The 19,756-nt window shown below is 46.6% G+C and carries 13 protein-coding genes and 2 tRNA genes; all 15 read right to left on the minus strand.

The features are described from left to right. Nucleotides 1-3: 3 nt before the first annotated feature. The 15 genes from J2T16_RS21035 to J2T16_RS21105 all read right to left on the minus strand — a co-directional run bounded on the left by J2T16_RS21035 (nt 4) and on the right by J2T16_RS21105 (nt 19,454). On the minus strand, nt 4-2,808 hold the full coding sequence (locus J2T16_RS21035; RefSeq protein ID WP_221786802.1) for a hypothetical protein: 2,805 nt from the start codon (nt 2,806-2,808) through the stop codon (nt 4-6). Nucleotides 2,809-2,947: 139 nt separating this feature from the next. Next, nucleotides 2,948-5,401, minus strand: coding sequence for a phenylalanine--tRNA ligase subunit beta (pheT, locus tag J2T16_RS21040; RefSeq protein WP_253495894.1), 2,454 nt, complete (start codon nt 5,399-5,401; stop codon nt 2,948-2,950). 57 nt (nt 5,402-5,458) lie between these two features. Then, nucleotides 5,459-6,493: a phenylalanine--tRNA ligase subunit alpha gene (pheS, locus tag J2T16_RS21045; RefSeq protein ID WP_221786804.1), complete on the minus strand. Its 1,035-nt coding sequence runs from the start codon at nt 6,491-6,493 to the stop codon at nt 5,459-5,461. 420 nt (nt 6,494-6,913) lie between these two features. After that, a complete protein-coding gene (gene abc-f / locus J2T16_RS21050; protein WP_221786809.1) occupies nt 6,914-8,815 on the minus strand; it encodes a ribosomal protection-like ABC-F family protein in 1,902 nt (633 codons plus the stop codon). Continuing rightward, on the minus strand, nt 8,790-8,987 hold the full coding sequence (locus J2T16_RS21055; RefSeq protein WP_221786810.1) for a hypothetical protein: 198 nt from the start codon (nt 8,985-8,987) through the stop codon (nt 8,790-8,792). Before J2T16_RS21055 ends, abc-f begins: the two co-directional genes overlap by 26 nt. Nucleotides 8,988-9,267: 280 nt before the next feature. Then, nucleotides 9,268-9,338: transfer RNA gene (locus J2T16_RS21060), tRNA-Gly, on the minus strand. 11 nt (nt 9,339-9,349) lie between these two features. Then, nucleotides 9,350-9,423: transfer RNA gene (locus J2T16_RS21065), tRNA-Pro, on the minus strand. A 141-nt stretch (nt 9,424-9,564) separates the two neighbouring features. Further along, nucleotides 9,565-11,691: a bifunctional diguanylate cyclase/phosphodiesterase gene (locus tag J2T16_RS21070; protein WP_221786816.1), complete on the minus strand. Its 2,127-nt coding sequence runs from the start codon at nt 11,689-11,691 to the stop codon at nt 9,565-9,567. Nucleotides 11,692-12,000: 309 nt separating this feature from the next. Further along, nucleotides 12,001-12,957, minus strand: a complete 957-nt coding sequence (locus J2T16_RS21075; RefSeq protein WP_090922231.1) for an aldolase catalytic domain-containing protein — start codon at nt 12,955-12,957, stop codon at nt 12,001-12,003. Between the two features lie 83 nt (nt 12,958-13,040). Beyond that, complete coding sequence (locus tag J2T16_RS21080) at nt 13,041-14,360, minus strand: hypothetical protein (RefSeq protein ID WP_221786818.1); 1,320 nt, start codon at nt 14,358-14,360, stop codon at nt 13,041-13,043. Then, the gene (locus J2T16_RS21085; protein WP_221786820.1) at nt 14,357-15,472 is read right to left on the minus strand and encodes a DUF58 domain-containing protein; all 1,116 of its coding nucleotides are present in this window, start codon (nt 15,470-15,472) and stop codon (nt 14,357-14,359) included. The genes J2T16_RS21080 and J2T16_RS21085 overlap by 4 nt, the downstream gene beginning before the upstream one ends. A gap of 4 nt (nt 15,473-15,476) precedes the next feature. Then, nucleotides 15,477-16,442, minus strand: coding sequence for an AAA family ATPase (locus J2T16_RS21090; protein WP_090922225.1), 966 nt, complete (start codon nt 16,440-16,442; stop codon nt 15,477-15,479). A gap of 120 nt (nt 16,443-16,562) precedes the next feature. After that, entirely contained in the window at nt 16,563-17,669 is a 1,107-nt protein-coding gene (locus tag J2T16_RS21095; protein WP_090922223.1) for an ATP-binding protein, read from the minus strand. A 472-nt stretch (nt 17,670-18,141) separates the two neighbouring features. Beyond that, nucleotides 18,142-18,558 (minus strand): hypothetical protein, encoded by a 417-nt coding sequence (locus tag J2T16_RS21100; protein WP_090922221.1) that lies wholly within the window; start codon nt 18,556-18,558, stop codon nt 18,142-18,144. Between the two features lie 356 nt (nt 18,559-18,914). Beyond that, nucleotides 18,915-19,454 (minus strand): peroxiredoxin, encoded by a 540-nt coding sequence (locus J2T16_RS21105; protein WP_090922219.1) that lies wholly within the window; start codon nt 19,452-19,454, stop codon nt 18,915-18,917. Nucleotides 19,455-19,756: the final 302 nt, after the last annotated feature.

Here is a 19,756-nt window from a genome sequence, read left to right on the forward strand (position 1 = left end):
CCTCTACGTCTGATCCTGCTCAATCAATTCAATCCATTCGTTATATTCCGTCTGTAACTTCGTATATTCATCGTGCAGCTGACGATATTCCGTATTGAGCTGCTCCGCCTTTTCTTGTTCCATCTCCCGCTCAACCTGCAACAACCGAAGCTGGTTTGCCGCTAGTTCATAACGTTCACTTATTTCTCGCAGTTCATTCTCCATGATCTGCTTCTCCTCATCAGCCTCCACTTGATGCTGTTCCCGCTGTGAACGTTCCCTGAGCAACTGGTCCCGTTCTTGTACCAGTTCTTCCAGCTTCTCGGAACTCGCTGCACTCTCTCGTTGCCACGCTGTCAATTCACTCTCCAGCGCTGTCCAGCGATCCTGCCATGCCCGTTCCTGCTCCGCCCATTCATCAGCTCGGAGCTTCCATTCCTGTTCGTTCTGTTCTGCCGACTGAGTTGCCTGTTCCAACTGTGAGCGAAGCTCTTCTTCACGTGTCATCAGTTGCTGGATACGAGAAGATAGTTCCGCCTGATTGGCGGACAGATCCTCATGTTTAATTTGCCATTCGAGAGCTTCCTCTTCCGTCTGCGCGAGTTGATTCGCTTGCTGTGTATAACGCTTGGCAAGCTGCTCAGCGGACTGTCTTGCTTCGTTCAGCGATTGCTCCAGCGCATTCTTCTCCGCTTCGAGTTCACTCATTAGAGAACCAGCATTTTCTTCTCGTTGGAGAGCATCACTATAATCGTTACGGATCTGCTTGTATTGTTCTTGCAAACGGCTTAATTCCTCTTGGGCACTATGCAATTCATCGCGATTATCAGCTAACTCCTCATGCTTATCATTTAGTTCACGGCGTGTGCCTTGTAATTCCTCATCCAATTGCTTGAGTTTTTCTTCCAGGACCTCGTTTTCTTTCTCATAACGAACAGCCTCTTCATTGTAGAGACGTGCTTCTTCCTTTACAACGGAAAGTTCATCATGTAAGGACTGTACACCAGCCTCCAGCGTTTCATTCTGATCGGCCGCTTCGAGAATCTGATTCTCCAGATCGCCAATATCGGCGAGTCGCTGTTCAGCAAGATCTTTCCAGGATTGTTCACTCTCCGTTAGTGTTGTGATCTCATTTTGCAATGTACGTACAGCCGCATGTGCCTGCTCAAGCACCTTGTGCAATCTGCGCTGTTCTTCTTCTGACTTCGCTTCTGCTTCAAGCAAATGCTGCGCATCCTGTTCAAGCTGGGTATGCTGTTCCTGGAGTTTACGCAGTTGAGCTGTGAGCGCTGTTTCACGATCCACTGCTTCATTATACAGATCTTGCAACTGTTGCTGAGAGTCCTGTGTCTGTTTCAACGACTGCTCCGTTTCACGAAGTTTGTTTTGCAGATCATTGCTGTCTCCTCTCAATTGCTCCAATTGCTGCTGAAGCTCCGCAATTCGACGTGTCTGAGTCTCCTGATCCTGAATACGGATCTCGTGCTCCTGTTGCAACGACTCCACATGGGTACGTTCCGCTTGAAGCAACTGTTCTTGCTCAGACACCACTTCCTGCGCATGTTGAAGCTGACTCCGAACCTCTCCCAGTTGTTCATTGATCTCCGTTATGCGAGCATTTGCCTGAGCGCGTTCTTCCTGCAACTGACGAGCCAGTTTACTCCGCTCCTGCTGTAGCGTTTCTTCAGCCGCAGCCGTTGCCTCAGCTGTACGGGTAGCCGCTGCTTCCTGCTCTTCTTTCAATTGTTCTTCATAAAATGCCTCTTTCTCCATCCATTCCAGTTCGGATTGCTCGGAAAGAGCTTTAAACTCAGCCTGCAATTGCTCCCGTGTAGCCTGATGCTTCTGTTCAGCTTCAGCAATCCATGCTTCACGCTCTTGTTTCGCTTGTGCTTGGAACGCATCCGCCTGCTTCTGTGCATTCTGCTCGGCTTGCTCCAGACGTTGCTTCATTTGACTTTCAAGTTCGCTGTATTGGAGGGTTGCCTCCTCCTGCACCTGTCTCAATTTGACTTCAGCCTGTTCCAGTTCAGAGAGGATCGCAGCTTCTGCCTCTTCTTTGGCCGCTTGTACCTGCTCTGCCGCCTGAACCTGCAGTTTTTGGCGCTCTGCTACTGCCTTGCTTTCGGCTTCCTTCAATTGTGCCGCAGTTCTTTCCTGCAACTCCTTGTACTCAGTTGCGGCTTTGGCCCGCACCTGCTGTAGCTCAGCTGCCGCACGGTTCTGTGCTTCTTTAAGTTGCGACGCAGATTGAGCCTGTACTTGTTTGAGTTGGTTTGCTGCCTTTTCCTCTGCTTCCTTTACACGTGTATTAGCTTTCACTTCTGCCTCTTTGAGTTGTGCCGCGGCTTGCGCTTGCATCTTCTGGATCTGATCCTTCATTTGGCTGCGCTCTTGCTCCAACATCGCATTCAGTTTGGAGATTTCAGCCTGCTTGTCTGCGGTGAGCTTTTGCAAAGCCTGCTCCGCCTCAATCTTCTGCTGGCGAACCTCAGCGAGAGACTGATCTCGCTGTTGCAATTCATTTTGGTGTTCGCTCTGAATGGCGTTTAATCGGTTCAATTCATTTCGAAGTTCTGTACGTTCTCCCGTGAGCATCTTGAGCTCATTTCGGATCTCCTGCGTCTGAAGAGACTGCTCAGCCATATGTACGGCCGCAAGTACAGCAATACGCGGCGTGTCCAAACGGGAATGACTTTTGGAGATGGCGCTCATACGCTCATCTACCAGATTAGCTACTTGTTTCATATAATCGGCACTGCTGCCGACCAGTTTATAGGAAGTCCCGTAGATCTCTACGGTGACGCGTGTACGATCAGGTGTAGTCACAGTTGTGCCCTCCTTCAAGTCTGTATGTTGATTCTAAGCTGTAATGACAAAAAAGTCACATCGATCCTCTATTGCTAAGGATTCGATGTGACTTCGAGCAATTCCTGCTAATCTTTGTTCAAAAAAATTGACTTCTGTCCTATTTGCGCAGTTCTGCGTTGAATTGCTCTTCCAAACGTGTTACGACCCGCGCATGAGCTTCGGTAACTTCCTCGTCTGTCAACGTGCGTTCACGGTTTCGGTATACCAGAGCCATGGCCACACTTTTCTTGTCTTCACCCAGCTTGCTGCCTGTGAATACGTCAAATACCTGTACGTTCTGCAACAGTTCACCCGCACATTCACGGATGGTACGGAGCATGTCGCCAGCTTCGATATTCTTGTTTACCACCACGGCAATATCCCGCTCTACTGCCGGGAAGCGCGGAAGCTCACGATAACGAATATCCGCATCCGCTTCCTGATATATCGCTTCAAGAGCAATTTCAGCAACATAAACATCATTCAGATCATATTGTTGCTGTAGTTCTGGATGCAACTGACCGAGAGTACCGATCAATGTGCCTTCACTTCCATCTTTGCCATCCAGATAGATGGAGGCAGAACGCCCTGGATGGAATCCTTCCGGACTGTTCGCCACGAAGCGAATCCGCTGCTCAAGCCCCAAATAAGCAAACAAGTTCTCAAGTGCACCTTTGATGTCAAAGAAGTCCACTTTCTCTGCTCCTACATTCCATTGTTGCGCTACACGGTCACCCGTAAGCAACATGGAGAGTACCGGAATTTCATGCGGTTGCTTCGTCAGCTTCTCTTCCTCCGTGAAGAAAACACTGCCTACTTCAAACACAGCAAGCGAATCCTGCTTCCGATTCATGTTGTATACAGCAGCATCCAGCATCTGCGGCAGAATGCTCGTACGCAACACACTACGATCTTCACTCATCGGCATAGCCAGCTTAACCGCTTTGCTTCCTTGTGTCAGCGCAGGGAACAGCACTGATTTGTCCGGATGAACAAAGGAATAACTGATCATTTCCTGCCAGCCGCTACCAGACATCAACCCACGGATCGTACGACGAATGGCTTGAGGACGGGTATATGCTCCTGGTGTAGTCGGGCCCTCAATCCACGTTGTTGGAATGTTGTCGTACCCGTATAGACGGGCAACCTCTTCGAACAGATCCACATCTATCGTGATATCCCCTCTGCGAGTAGGCACTTCCACATCGAGAACACCCTGCTCCGCATCACCACATGCAAAGTGCAACCGGGCAAAGATTGTTTTCACCTCAAGCAGAGAAAGATCCGTTCCCAAATAACGATTAAGTCTGTTCAGAGACATTTGAATGACACGTTTCTCGGAAGCTTCAGCCCCAGCCTGCACAATCCCTTGATGTACTTGGCCTGATGCATAACGCTGAATGAGTTCAGCCGCACGATCCAGAGCCGTAATTACAGCACCCGGGTCTACTTCTTTTTCAAAACGCAAGCTTGCTTCGGAACGAAGCCCCAGTTGGCGCGACGTCTTCCGAACCGTTCCGCCATCAAACTTGGCGGACTCCAAAAGCAGATTCACGGTGCCTTCCGATACCTCGGAATTTTCACCACCCATAACCCCGGCGATGGCAACAGGCTTCACGCCATCGGTAATCAGCAGCATATGCGGTTCCAGCTTACGCTCCTGTCCATCCAACGTCACAATCGTTTCGCCTTCGTGTGCCATGCGCACCTCAATACGGCCGTTCTCCAGCTTATCCGCATCAAACGCATGCAACGGCTGCCCGTATTCCAGCATGACATAATTGGTAATATCCACGATATTGTTAATTGGACGTACGCCTGCCGCCATGAGACGGTTCTGCATCCAGAGCGGGGAAGCCCCCAGCTTGATTCCAGTCACATAACGAGCCGCATAATGGCTACATTGCTCCTGGGCTTTGATCTCTACAGAAATATGATTAGCCGCTTCATCACCAGCTTCAACCAGTTGATCTTTCGGATTCGGCAACGTCACTTCGCGTCCCAGGATCGCACCCACTTCGTATGCCGCACCGCGCATACTCAAGGCGTCAGAACGGTTCGGCGTCAAGTCGAGCTCCAGCACATGATCATCCAGACCCAGCACCTGGCTGATTGGCGTGCCGATCTCTGTGTTTTCCGGCAGAACAAGAATACCTTCCTGTTGCTCTTTAGGTAGCAATTTGTCGTTCATGCCAAGCTCCTTGGCCGAACAGATCATACCAAGCGACACAACGCCGCGCAGCTTCGCTTTTTTAATATCCAGCCCGCCTGGAAGCTTTGCGCCAACAAGGGCTACAGCTACTTTTTGACCCGCATCCACATTTTTCGCGCCACATACGATCTGTAGCTCTTCCTCTTGTCCTGCATCAATTACACAGACATTCAGTTTATCAGCGTCCGGGTGTTTCTCCTTGCTCTTCACATAACCGACAACAACTTTGTTTACCCCTTGGTTGCGGTTCTCCACAACATCAATTTCGATCCCTGCACGGGTGATTTTTTCTGCCAGCTCCTGTGGGGTTACACCTTCAAGGGCAATATAATCAGACAGCCAATCTGTCGATACTCTCATGCACGTTCACTTCCTTAATCTTTGTATTAGTTTGACGTTCATTGACAATCAATATCATTACAGACGTCCGAATTGTTTCAGGAAAGTCTGATCACTGTTATAGAAATGACGAATATCATCTATGCCGTACTTCAGCATCGCGATCCGTTCTACACCCATACCAAAGGCAAAACCACTGTATTTCTCCGGGTCATATCCGCCCATCTCCAGCACTTTCGGGTGAACCATACCGCCGCCCAAAATTTCGAGCCAGCCTGTTTGCTTACAGACACGACATCCGCTACCACCGCATTGTACACAAGTTACATCCACTTCCGCACTTGGCTCAGTGAACGGGAAGAAGCTTGGACGCAAACGAATTTCCGTGTGAGCGCCGAACATTTCACGCACAAATTGCAGCAACGTTCCTTTCAAATCACTCATTCGAATGTTTTCACTGATTACAAGGCCTTCGACTTGATGGAACTGGAAGGAGTGTGTCGCATCGTCGTCATCGCGGCGATATACTTTACCAGGGCAGATGACTTTGACAGGCACCTCACCTTTCATGCTTTGCATCGTACGAACTTGTACTGGAGAGGTGTGTGTACGCATCAACAGATCCTCAGTAACATAGAAGGAATCCTGCATATCGCGCGCCGGGTGGTTCTTCGGCAGATTCAGAGCTTCGAAGTTGTAATAGTCCATCTCCACCTCAGGACCTTCTGCTACGCGGTATCCCATCCCGATGAAAATATCTTCGATCTCCTGCACCACTTTGGTCAATGGATGCAATCCGCCTTGACGTCCGCGACGCCCCGGCAAGGTTACGTCAACCTTCTCGGATTGAAGACGCTTCGCAGTCTCTTCCTTTTGGAACTGCTCCTGCTTACTGTTGATCACTTCTTCAATCGCTCCACGAACCTCGTTACCCACTTGCCCAATGATTGGGCGTTCTTCGGCACTTAGTGAACCCATGCCGCGCAGAATCTCAGTCAGTGCCCCTTTTTTGCCCAAATACTTTACACGCAGATCAGCCAGCGTCTGCGGATCGCTAACGCCCGATAGCTGTTCCAGCGCTTCGATCTTTAATGCTTCCAAACGTTCTTTCATGTGTAATTGCCTCCTTTAAATGCTGTTATTGCAACAAAAAAAGGCCTTTTCTCCCCAAAAGGGACGAAAAGACCGTGGTACCACCCTTGTTAGACTCCCGTTGTCACATTGCAAAAAAGCTCTGCAACACGTTCTGTCTCACTTTGTACGGAATAACGACCGTTAACCGTTTACCCCTACTGTCGTCTCTGTGTCTGCACACATCATCAGGTTCAGGGAACCGCTCCGGAGTGAATTTCGGCAGCCTGGTTCTACAGAAACGCTCTCAATCTACGGCGCTTCCTTCCTGTCCAGAGGCACTGCTTACTTGTCTCCATCAATACGTTTATTCAAATGAACATAACCTATATCGATACCAATGATCGACGATCGTTCATTATTATATGCAAAATACGGTGAAATAGCAAGCATGCCCAATTGCTAATTTGCAGATGCACCTTGATCTCTCAGCTCCTTCAACCGTTGCTGAATGACACGAATCTCGGCTGATTCCGCTCCCATCTCTGCCGCAGACTCCGTGAGCGAAAAGCGTTCTCGTTCCGTTCCTGCAGGACTTGTGGGAGAAAGCAACTCAGACAGTCTCATCTCCAGCCGCAGACGCTCATCATCCGAATCACGTGTGTCCAGTGCAGACTCCCGTAGTTGCACCGTTTGTTCCCAATCGGCTACACCGCCTTCGAAGAGCGATGCTGTTCCATCCGGCTTTAAGTCGCACAGACGATTCGCCAAAGATCGGATCAACATCCGGTCGTGGGATACGATAACCAGTGCGCCGGAGGCTTCTTTTAACACATTCTCCATCACTTCCTGGGTGTCGATGTCGAGATAATTCGTTGGCTCATCCAGTACAAGCAGATTAGCACCGCCGAAATACAACCGTAGAAAGGCTACACGGCATTTCTCCCCCATACTTAAATCTCCAATACGTTTAAACACATCTTCTCGTGAAAATAAAAAACATCCCAGGATGGTTCGCGCGGCACTTTGCGTCATGGAAGGAAGAACCAGCAAACTGTCCAGCAGCGTTGCATCCTCAGGCAATCCCTCCAGTTCTTGTGAAAAGTAACCGATGCTAAGCTGGGGATGACGGCTGATCTTTCCCTGCGAAGGCTGAAGCTCCCCAATTATTAATTTCAGCAACGTGCTCTTGCCCGTTCCGTTTGCCCCACGCACGGCAAGCCGATCCCCACGCTCGACCGCAAGCCGCAAATCATGAAGAAATGATTGCTTTGGATCGTATGAAAAACTCACTTCTTCCAGCGCAAGAAGTTGACGTGCACCGAGTGAAGTCATTTGTAGCTCCATGTTAAGTTTCGTAGCTTCCCGTGGTTTATCCACTCGCTCATTTTCGAGCCGCTCCAGTTGCTTCTGTTTGGCATGATAACGCGAAATATTTTTGTTGGCTCTGGCCTTGTAGAAGCTCTGGGTAATCTTCACCTCTTGGCCTCCTGCGGAGTCATGAGCTTTATGGAACCACTGCTGATAATTACGAATGGTCTCCTCCAGTGCTTTACGTTCCAGCTGTTGCTTGCGATAAATCGTCTCCTGTTCCTTCAGTTCCCGCTCTTTATGGCCTTTGTAATCGGTGTAACCGCCCTTATATTTGGTTAGTTTCTCTGCATTAAATTCAATTACACTGGTCGCTACCCGGTCAATAAATGTCCGGTCATGGGATACAAACAGCACCGTTCCCTCGTATGCGGATAACCAAGTCTCCAGCCAACGCATGCTCTCTTCATCCAGATGGTTTGTTGGTTCATCCAAAATCAGAAATTTGGGATTGCTGACCAGCAGTCCTGCAAGTCGTGCTTTCGTTTTCTGACCACCGCTGAGTGAGTGATAAGGCCTGCTCCAGTGTTCTGTAGTAAGCCCGAGGCGAGTTAATACCTTCTCCACCTCTGTTTCCCACATGTAACCGTTCAATTGCTCATATTCCTCCAAAAATCGGGCATACTCGTTCAGCAAAGCGTTATCTTCGGTACCATCAGCATCGCTCAATCGGCGCTCGAGTTCTTCCAGCTTCCGCTTGATTTCATCAATACGTCCACTCTCCCGCCTTACTGCATCCAATACATTTATTCCACTCGGCACCTCTGAACGCTGACGCATGAAACCCCATTCTGACAATGGAAGTTGACGATCAATCCGTCCACCTCCATCCTCCTCGCCGAGTATAATCCGTAAAAGTGTCGTTTTACCGCATCCATTGCGGCCTAGTATGGCAAGTCGCTCGCCCTCGTTAATTTCAAGGTTCAATCCGGCAAACAATTCATTACCGTTCCATTCTTTTGATACTTCATGTAAGCGCACCAATGTCGTCATGAGTCCTCATCCTTCCTGAACAAAAAATCCAAAAAAAACCGCTGGCATCAGCCGGCGGTTTAGCAATTTTGAATGGATTAACGCGTTCAAAATACAGATATGAGGCTACCATAGCATGAACAAAGAAACCCTGACGAGGGCCTACGCAAGCCGAAAAACTTGCTTCTTCCATACTATTCCCTATAGCTGAATTTGGACACACGAATCCCCTCATCGCTCAGCCGCTCGGCTGACTGCGTCATACAACAATCTGCAGTTAACTGGGGTTCACCTCATGTGTCTTACTTCATGGGACGTATGGTTACCTCTCATTCATGTGTAGTATCAATTCTCCGTTATTGTACCAGATCATTGAAAAAAAGCAAAGGTCAAGATGTCATTATCTGTATCTAAATTCAAAAAAAAAAAGAAAAACCCTTGAACATCCAAGGGTTTTCCAGGTACTGCTGTTAAGCGGGTGATGGGAATCGAACCCACGCTATTAGCTTGGAAGGCTAAAGTTCTACCATTGAACTACACCCGCAAAATGAACAATCGGGACGACACGATTTGAACATGCGACCCCCTGGTCCCAAACCAGGTGCTCTACCAAGCTGAGCTACGTCCCGTTAAATTCCAAATGGAAGTTAACAGTGATTTTACAAAACCTAATATACCACGATCCGCACTAACGTGCAAGGCATATCAACAGTTTTTTCCTAGAATTGGATACCAGAAAGGCAGGAACGCTCTCGCGACCCTGCTACTCCTTATCCCGCAGGCTTGTCAATATCTCTAAGGAACCTTTGCTCAAAGTCCGCCGCTTCAATCGGTTTACCGAAAAAATAACCTTGTGCCTCATGACAATGCTGATTGCGAAGAAACATCATCTGTTCCTCGTTCTCAACACCTTCTGCTGTAACCTTGAGTTGTAAATGGTGTGCCATCGAAGTAATCGTGGATACAATAGCAGCGTTATTGCTGTCTTCCATTATTTCATTCACAAATGATCGGTCAATCTTGAGCCGGTCAATCGGCAGATCCTTGAGATAATGTAGTGAGCTGTATCCCGTGCCAAAGTCATCAATACTGATATGTACACCTATCTCTTTAATTTTATGAAGCTGTTCAAAGGCCCGGTCTTTGTCAAACGTCATGCTCTCCGTGATCTCCAGTTCAAGCCATGCCGGTTCAAGTCCCGTTTCTCTGAGAATACTGTTGATGCTGTCGAGCAGGTGGGAATGTCTGAACTGTCTCATCGACAGGTTAACGGACACACATAACTTGCGATATCCCGCTTCCTGCCATAGCTTGTTCTGTGCACATGCCTCTCGCAGCACCCATTCTCCAAGCGGAACAATCAGTCCACTCTCCTCGGCCAGCGGAATAAACTCTGCCGGTGACACTGAACCGCGTTGCGGATGATGCCATCGCACAAGGGCTTCCATGCCTACGATCAGTCCGCTTTGCAGATTCACCTGAGGTTGGTATACCAGATAAAACTGCCCCCGAGCCAATGCTTTGCGCAGATCATTTTCAAGTTGCAATCGTTCCTGAGCTTTCATCTGCATGGCATGTGCGTAGCGGTTGAGTTCAATTCCCTGCTCCTTCGCACTATGCAGAGCCGTATCGGCATTCTGAATAATCTCTTGGGGAGATTCTCCATCATAAGGAAAGATCGCCATGCCTATGCCCAGCGTAAGATGATATTCGCTCCCATCCACCATAACGGGTTTCTCAAAAAGTTGCAGAATGGACCGTGTCCGGCGTAATGCCGTATCTGTACTATAAAAGTCCGTCATGGTCAGCGCAAATTCATCTCTACCTAGACCAAACACCTCTTCTCCCGGAAGAGATGAATGATTCAATCGCTGTCCAACCTGACGCAGAACCCGATTAGCTGCCTGTTGTCCCAGGGAGTCATTTATGGTTTTGAAGCGGTTAATATTAAGTACAAGTACACCGACGAGCTTTTCCTCCACAACAGCATCATCCAGCATGAGTTGCAGGCGTTGACTTAGGCGACGGCGATTTGGAAGGCCGGTGACGTCATCATGGTGTGCGATATAATTCATTTTGGCCTCAGCGGCCTGTTGTTGCAGGAAGGGGGTATCAACTACAGATGCATAGAGGCCCTTTTGAATGAAAAAGTAGCCCAAACAATTGCTGAGCATACCAAGCAACAGATTGAGATCGTCTACTATACTTGCAGTCACGAAATACCCCTGACCTAGCAGAAAACAGAGTATACCGCTCAGGATAGGTGGTAGATCGGCGTTTTTTGTCTTTTTCCACTGCACATACAGAACGACAGCCCCAGTAACATACAGCAGACCTGCAACCCAATGCAGGCGAGTGAATACTTTACCAAGCAGATGACCATCAAGCATCTCAGGTAGAAAACTCCACTCTTGGATAGAACAGATGTACAAAATCAGAAAGGCACCAAGGGTAGCGCTGAACAGAAGAAATTTGCGCGGTAATGCAACTTGCTTCTCGTGTAAGCTATATATAAATAACAGTCCCGCAGAACAAACCAGTGATCCCATTGTTGACATCATTAATGAAAAATCGGATTCCATCATCGCTCTGTTAGGAACTTCTTCTGCAAACGAAACGATATGCACCAGTTCAAATAGACCTAACATTAAAAAGAGTGTTGTCATTAACACTCTGCGTAGCGTCAATTTTTGAGTTTGAAATAGCCAGCTTTGATTATAAATACCGATACAGGCGGCCGTTGCAGCAAATCCACCTAAAAGTGTTATCACCGGGTAACCCGAATAATTCAGATCATAGCCTGAAGAAGAACGAAACCATTGACTTACGAGGAAAAACAATAAGCCGCCGATGGCGACCCAACCTATTTGACTCTGACCTTGCGTTTTAAACTTCATGCCATGTTTTCCTTCCCGGGATCACTATCCTGTAATACGTGTACAACTGAATTCTATTGATCTGATTCACCAAGTATATTACACATTTCGACAAAAACATATATTGACCACTGTTTAATTTAATTATCCATATATTCTATCTGGTACATAATAACATTTAAATCCCTATTCGTGAACTAAAAAATAGTTATAAGTAGGAATATCTATTCAGAAAAATGAGTAAAAACAAGGCACAAAGAACTAAAAAAACATGGACCTCGAGTAAGAGGCCATGTTTTTTTAAATTTACAACTGTATTTAAGACTATTTTTATTTATCGAAGTTTACTTCAGGCGTTGTCAACTTATCATAGAAGTCAACGACTTTGTCTTTGTTCTCCGATGAACGAAGTGCCATAGCCGACCGTGGATGCTCATCCAGCGTCCCTGTAATCATGTAAGGCAGGATATAACCCCATTCTTCTTTTTCTCTCAGTGGAACCATAAGCTGTTCCAATACTTCAAGCACTGGGCGTAAATTATACTTGGTTCCTTTCAAATGTGCTACCAGCAGTTCCGTTGGGCAGTTTCCTGCCGCGCGTCCCATACCGTATACAGAAGCATCCAGCAATTCTACTCCAAGTTCAGCGGCTACGAGCGTGTTAGAGAACGCAAGTTGCATGTTGTTATGCGTGTGAACGCCAAGACGTTTGTTCGGAAGATGAGTTTTGAACTTCTCCACCAGATATTTCACATCGTTATGATCCAGACTACCGTATGAGTCTACGATATAGACGACATCAACGGAGCTCTCCTTGATCATTTCAAAAGCTTCCAGCAATTCATTCTCCATCACATTCGAGAGTGCCATAATATTCAGTGTTGTTTCATAACCGCGATCATGGAACGTTTGCACCAGTTCAAGCGCCTTGTCCACATCTTTACTGTAACAAGCGACACGAATCAGATCCAGCATACTCTCGCTGCGCGGCAAGATATCGTTCTCATCTACACGTCCTACATCCACAAGTGCGGACAGTTTGGTGTTGCCTTTTTGCGGAATGACTTTACGAAGAAAATCATCATTCAGGAAGCGCCAAGGTCCGGCATCTTCGGAGCCTTTAAGCAACTTCGGCGAATTTTTGTAGCCAATTTCCATATAATCAACGCCAGCTTCATTCAGCCCTGCATACAGCTTTTGAACAAAGTCGACGCTAAAGTCCCAATTATTCACCAATCCACCATCACGAATGGTACAATCTACAATTTTACTATGATTTGTCTTCATTAATGTCTGCTCCTTTTCTGACCAACTTGTGTATTCCTCTCATGATACTTGAACGTGACAAGAAAAGTAAAGGGATTCCGGGCTTATTTACTGTAAGATTTCCAGATTCGGTCCATCTCAATCATATCCGGGTTATGTTCATCTTTCTTCCCGTAGCGCACAGCATTATAGACTTCAGGAAGCCTCGTTGCCAACTCTTGCTCTGTGCTCTCTTTACTCTTAAGATAACTCTCCTTAATGCTTTCCGCTGTCTCTAGTGGCGTATAAGACTTCTCAACCTTTACTCCCCGATCCATCGCATTGCTTACCCATACCCGATAATAGTATCGAATACGCTCTCCAGCCTGAGTGGGGACAGGTTCCTTTTTGCGGAACCATCGTTTACGAACCTTTGTGGGCACCTCCAGCGTTTCGCTGATATCGACATACTCCGTTCTCGGTTCTTGTCTTTTTTGCACAGGCTGTAACAATCCTTTGAAACGCTCCGCCAGTTTGTCCATGATGGTTCTGCCCAGTTTGACCAAAAGCCATAAAATCACAGCCGCCGCTGCCCCAAAAACGATCCAGCCGAGGATTTCCCAGAATAAAGAAGGATCTGAAGGTGGCTCTCTGAACTCATCCGGCAGGTTCATCGGCTCATTCGGCATCTCAGGTGTAAGTGGCGGTTCCTGAGGTGAAGAAGCTCCGAACAGACCTCTGATCCACGCAAGCAGACGATCCCGCAACGGTGCGAGCCATGCAGCAAGACTCGGAAAAGCACCGATACCTGCAATAATAATTAACATCCATAGGATCCGAAGGTGGTTTGCTCGTGTGAATTCCCGCAGGACCAATCTGCGCTTGCCATCATTAAGTACCGCACGATCCAGTTGTGCCCTGTATTGTCCCACAATCCAACATCCAAAACTGATGACTCCAGCAGCATAGATGTAGCCCGTGTACATCTGCATCGGTAGCATGAATTCAATCTGCATTGCCGCGATCGTGGATACAATGGCACTGATTACACCCACGAGTTGCAGGCGCCACAGCCTGCTCGAATGAAAAGCAGAATCAAAATTCAAACCTGTGAGTGCAGCAATAAATAAACCTGCTCCAAGCGTAATGATTGCTGGGAGTGAAAGCGTCAGTAACATACCAGAAACCCATACGAACAAAATACAGATAGCAAATGCCATTACACCTCGAACGAATGAGCTTTTCTCAATAACGCTCGTAAAACGATGCTGAATCCATAGACCGAGCAGGCCTGCCATAACATATAAGCCGAACAACAGATATGGAAAATAAGCACGGGTATACAATGATGTGATCGTAAAGATTGGAAACAAATATATGCCTATCGAAAGAACAGCCAACATGGATATGATATGCGCTCGCTTTATTGCATCATTTTCACTCATGCGCCCACCGCCCCTGTATCACGCTTCAACTGCTCTACAGGCAAAACCGTTACCCGATGTCCCTGCTCATGCAAACGTTCGATTTCATGTTCCATGGCAACCGAGACATATGATGTAATCAACAAATAACTGCGAATCTGCTTCTCTTCTTCATTCAATCGTACTTCATCTTGCAAAAACTGCTCCATCGGTATCAAACACTTCAATTCAGTTTCAGCCATAGCTTCCAGCAACATCTCCAGATGAGGTGTACCGTAATCCGGTTCAATACGAAGTACATCGCGTCCCCCGCCTACATGGTAGCCGTTATGTGCAAATCCAGCAGGCAAGCCTCTTCCAATAGCCTCTACCGCTGCAGTGGCTGCGTAGCGGAGTGCCTGCTCAATCAGTTCAGGCCGAGTAACCACACTCCACATCTCAGCAGAGTCCTGTATATTTACAATAATCCATGACTGGGGATCTGCCGTCCAGCCTTGCTTGTACACCTGAAGTTCTCCTGTCCGCGCACTTGCTTTCCAGTGAATACGATTCATTGGATCACCAGCCCCATAAGGCCGCACCCCCAGGATTAGAAACGGGTCTTCCACAATCCACCGAGAAACTTCCACCTCTCCTTGCCACACTTGATAGATGGCTGGCATATCTTCCGTGTTAACCAATGAAGGATATACAATCATCGTCATCTGCACAGGAATCGGCTTTGAGGAACGCCATACTCCAAATAGATCTCCACCGGTCATGGTAGTTGTATCCATCGTGTACACACCCCGCTTGGAGCAGACAAACGGATGAGTGCGTGTAATCCGATTATACGGTTTTAATGTGAAAACACTTTTATGGTTCTGATAAATATTACCTTGACTAATATCCATACCTGAACCTGAACGAAACACAAATGAAGCAGGCATCATTGCTTCAAGTCTAAGCCAAGGTACAGAAATTCGTTTTTCATTGGATATCGTTTCGATCATCTCCAGTTCATCACCAGCGTAACACCTTGTTTTGCTGAACTGTCTACTATACTTGAGATTTCGCAACACAGGCCGTCCAAACCATATGCCATGCAACACAATCACTAAACTCCCCACAACGACAAGCCATAGAAGTGCCATAAGCTTAACGTCCGCCTGTAGTAAGTGTCTCGGTTGGCACCTCGGTTTCGGTCAGAATCTGTTGAATGATGAGTTCCGCAAGTCCTTCTTGCTGTCTGATTCGATTACGAAACACCAGGCGGTGAGCCAGAACAGGCTCTGCCAGTAATTTAATGTCATCAGGTACAACATAATCTCTACCGTGAAGTGCCGCCCATGCCTGACTTGCTTTTAGAAGCGCCTGAGCCCCCCGTGGACTAACCCCAAGTGACAGTTCAGAATGTTTTCTCGTTGCTTCAGTGAGTTGTACAATATAAAGCAGGAGGTCCTCGTTTATGTTAACCGTCTTATACGTTTCCTGTGCTCTCAGAAGTTGCTCGCGCGAGATAATAGAAGACAGATCATTTACTGAGCGGCTGGCCACCGTCCTTCTTAGGATCTCTACACTTTCTTCATCAGTTGGGTACCCCATACGAATCTTCATCATAAACCGGTCCATCTGAGCTTCGGGTAACGGAAATGTTCCTTGATTATCAATAGGATTCTGAGTCGCGATAACGATAAACGGCCGCTCGAGCTGCCTTGTTGAACCATCAATGCTGATCTGGCGTTCTTCCATACATTCGAGCAAGCTGGACTGTGTACGTGGTGTTGCTCGATTGATCTCATCTGCCAGTACAAGATTCGCAAACAGCGGTCCGGGCCTGAATTCGAAATCCCCTGATTTTTGATTATAGAAATGGATACCCGTCAGATCGGATGGTAGCAAGTCAGGTGTAAACTGTATCCGCTGAAATGTGCAGTCCAGTGAAGACGCCATCGATTTGGCTAGCATTGTTTTCCCTGTACCAGGGACATCTTCCAGAAGTACGTGACCTGATGCAATGATCGCTGTCAACATCAGTTCCATTGTATGCTCTTTACCCACAATCACTTTGCCTACATGTTCCATGAATTGTCCGTTCATTTGCTCCATATCTTGAATATTCAAAGAAATCCCTTCCTTCCGCGATGCTTATGTATTCGCATTCATTTCTAACTATAACCCTTATCCTGCCAACAAAAAACAAAGGAATCGGCAAAATACCGATCCCTTCAGAAAACGTTTGTGTCAATTCACCAGTGGAAGCTTGATCATAAAGCTGGTGCCTTCACCCTTTTTACTATCCACAGAGATGGTACCCCCATGATTTTTAATAATACGGTAACTCACGGAAAGTCCCAAACCCGTGCCGCTTTCTTTTGTGGTGAAGAAAGGATCGAATAAGCGTACCAGCGTGTTATGATCCATACCTCTTCCATTATCCGCAATCGTAATTTGCACAAAATTATTTTCCGTAGCTGTTGTGATTCGGATCAAGCCTGTATATTCTTCACCGACTTCTTCAATGGCGTCCATTGCATTTTTGACCATATTCAGAATGACCTGTTTGATCTGTTTCACATCAATGGATACATTAAGCGGGGTGTCATCCACCTCAAGCAGAATTTCGCATCCTTTCATCAACCCTTCACTCTCGGTCAATAGAACGACCTCTTTAAGTAAAGATTCTACGGTCATGACCGTTTTCTGCGGAGCCGAAGGTTTCGAGGAGTTCAGAAATTCATAGATAATGTCATTTGCCCTGTCGATCTCGGTGAGTATGATTCTGGCATACTCGTCTTTACCCAGCTGTAGCAGGTGGGGCCGAAGCAACTGGATGAATCCGCGAATGGCTGTTAACGGGTTACGGATCTCATGAGCAATTGATGCGGAAATGCGGCCAAGCATAGCCAGTTTATCGTTTTGATAGGCCGTCTGCTCGATCTGCTTATAATCCGAAACGTCCTTGACACTAAAAAGAAAATCGCCATCCATCTGATCACCATAGGTCACGGTCACAAGCCAGTGCCTTCCATACTCATCCGTCAGTTCATGATAACGCTTACGATGAAAGATCGTTTCCCGATAAATTCGTAAAATTTTCTTTTTCTTAAATCGGCTCATCTGGGGCAGACGCAACATCTGCATTAACGTGCAACCGCTTAACAGATCTCTCGGCAGCTCCAGCAGCTTAGCCATCTGAACGTTAATAAACGTCAAGACCCCATGATTATCAAATAACATAATACCGCTATCCATGTGTTCTAGTACATTTTCATACTTATTGTTATCCAGATGTACTTGAGGAATCACATCCGTTGGTTGAGGCGCTATATCCTGAAATTCACGAATCACTTCAGGTTCCTCCTTTTCACGTAAATGATAAACTTTGCCGTTCGGACATCATATCATCACAGAAACAGGAAGGGCCGATTTTTTATTGATTACCGGGTCCCTTTCATTAGGGGGCTGAGCCGAAAATAGGATGGCATGTCCGGAACTTAAGCTGGTCTAATCCGGCTCATTCAAGAATGTCCGGAAAAATCATTTACGTTTTGTTCCTTACTAACCTTTTCCAATTCCCAAACGAAAACCCTTTATTTTGCTCCGCCTCTTTTGCAAGTCTGCTTTTATCATAGACAAGTTTAGGGAATAGAGTCAATCGGAGAAAGTGTCGAATGGAAATTATTTTGCAAAAAAAAAGAAAAGATCACTCTAAAACACACAAAAAACGAAGCCTCCTCTCCATAAAGGGAGATCAGCTTCGTTTCATACTGCTTATTACAGATATAGATATTGGTCTATCCATGTCACATCTCACTGCAATCTATAGCCCAGTCTTGTTATGCTGAATTTTAAGTTTTCGTTGACTCATGACGGCAAGGCGGCGTTTCAATTCGCTCTCCCATTTCTCATCCTTCATTTCCTTGGCGAGCCGTAGCAGATCAAGTGACATATCAATCTGGCGCTGAACAATCACCATTGCATCTTCACTTTCACGGTTTACGCAATTTTCGAAGATGGCATCCTCGTCTTCTGTCACATAGTCTTGAAAATCAATCTCAGAAGCCCCATCGCCATGCGCATATTCAGCAAGAATTTCATATTCATTCTCAACCTTGTAATGCACCTCAACCCGGTGACACACCGGACAAAACAGCAGGGGAACATTATGAACCTGGGTGCGGTAATGCTTCAGCGTGCCCTTCGTTCCCACCATACTTGCCCCACAACAGTAACTCATTTTTGTTCACCCTCCTTATTAGGTGCCGGGAATTTAGTCAATATACACCCGTGCACTTGAAAGACCTCCGAAAGGGAATCGTTCAAACAGTGTATCACATTCATATGCAAATTATAAATGCGGATTACCGGAATGACTTAAATTACCGGGTTTCCATACCCTATTCGCCTTACAAGCCTTCAATTCCTCTTTCTTTTATAAAAAAGAAGATCTTCTTCTATTACATTATTAACACGTCTGACAGCTTGTTCAAACACCTTTATTAAGTTAACGGTATATCTTTGAAAAAGGTTGCAAAAAGCCCTCAATCCCGAGGGGGATGAGGGCTTGAACATCAATCGTTCAAGTAAACCGGCTTACAGATTGCTGTCGCCTGGTTTCCAGTTCATTGCACACAATCCACCGGATTGAAGTGCTTGCAGTACGCGAAGTGTTTCTTCAACACTGCGGCCTACATCGTTGTGGTTAACGACTTGATATTTCAGTTCGCCTTCTGGATCGATGATGAACAGACCGCGCAATGCTACGCCTTCTTCTTCGATCAGAACGCCGTAATCTTTAGCTACTTGCTTCGTAATATCGGAAGCAAGCGGGAAGCTCAACTGACCAAGACCGTTGCTGTCTTTAGGTGTGTTGATCCATGCTTTGTGACTGTGTACGGAGTCTACGCTCACGCCAAGGATTTCTGTATCCAAAGCTTTGAATTGCTCGGAAGCATCGCTCAAAGCTGTAATTTCAGTTGGGCACACAAATGTGAAGTCCAAAGGATAAAAGAAGAATACGAGCCATTTGCCACGGTAATCGGACAGTTTAACGGATCCAAAATCTTGTCCGTCTCCTGATACTGTTTCCATTGCGAAATCTGGTGCTGGTCTACCAACCAAACGTTCTGCCATAACTAAAAATTCCTCCTTTGGGATTATGTAAGCATCCATATGGATTGCTCATCATCAGGATGCACGCAGGGCGCTTGTCCTGTCATTAAATTGTTGATACTTGTTCTCAAGTACAAATAAAATGTTATCATCCGTACTTCTCAAAGTCAAGATTATAAACGTTATTTTTTTATAATAATTATAAATAAGAAATTTTCGTGCCGAATTCGAGTTGTAAATGAGAAAGGAACAGCCCTTTGCATTCTCCACTATTAGAAACCAAAAGACGGTCTACTAGGGCATCAAAGGGCTGTTTCTTATAC

The organism is Paenibacillus intestini, from assembly GCF_030803945.1.
Taxonomy (GTDB): Bacteria; Bacillota; Bacilli; order Paenibacillales; family Paenibacillaceae; genus Paenibacillus; species Paenibacillus polysaccharolyticus.

Coding starts and splice junctions, on each gene's coding strand:
- pheT (WP_253495894.1), bottom strand. CDS start 5,401: ATGAGAGTATCGACAGATTGGCTGTCTGATTATATTGCCCTTGAAGGT.
- pheS (WP_221786804.1), bottom strand. CDS start 6,493: ATGAAAGAACGTTTGGAAGCATTAAAGATCGAAGCGCTGGAACAGCTA.
- abc-f (WP_221786809.1), bottom strand. CDS start 8,815: ATGACGACATTGGTGCGCTTACATGAAGTATCAAAAGAATGGAACGGT.
- J2T16_RS21055 (WP_221786810.1), bottom strand. CDS start 8,987: ATGGAAGAAGCAAGTTTTTCGGCTTGCGTAGGCCCTCGTCAGGGTTTC.
- J2T16_RS21070 (WP_221786816.1), bottom strand. CDS start 11,691: ATGAAGTTTAAAACGCAAGGTCAGAGTCAAATAGGTTGGGTCGCCATC.
- J2T16_RS21075 (WP_090922231.1), bottom strand. CDS start 12,957: ATGAAGACAAATCATAGTAAAATTGTAGATTGTACCATTCGTGATGGT.
- J2T16_RS21080 (WP_221786818.1), bottom strand. CDS start 14,360: ATGAGTGAAAATGATGCAATAAAGCGAGCGCATATCATATCCATGTTG.
- J2T16_RS21085 (WP_221786820.1), bottom strand. CDS start 15,472: ATGGCACTTCTATGGCTTGTCGTTGTGGGGAGTTTAGTGATTGTGTTG.
- J2T16_RS21100 (WP_090922221.1), bottom strand. CDS start 18,558: ATGAGTTACTGTTGTGGGGCAAGTATGGTGGGAACGAAGGGCACGCTG.
- J2T16_RS21105 (WP_090922219.1), bottom strand. CDS start 19,454: ATGGCAGAACGTTTGGTTGGTAGACCAGCACCAGATTTCGCAATGGAA.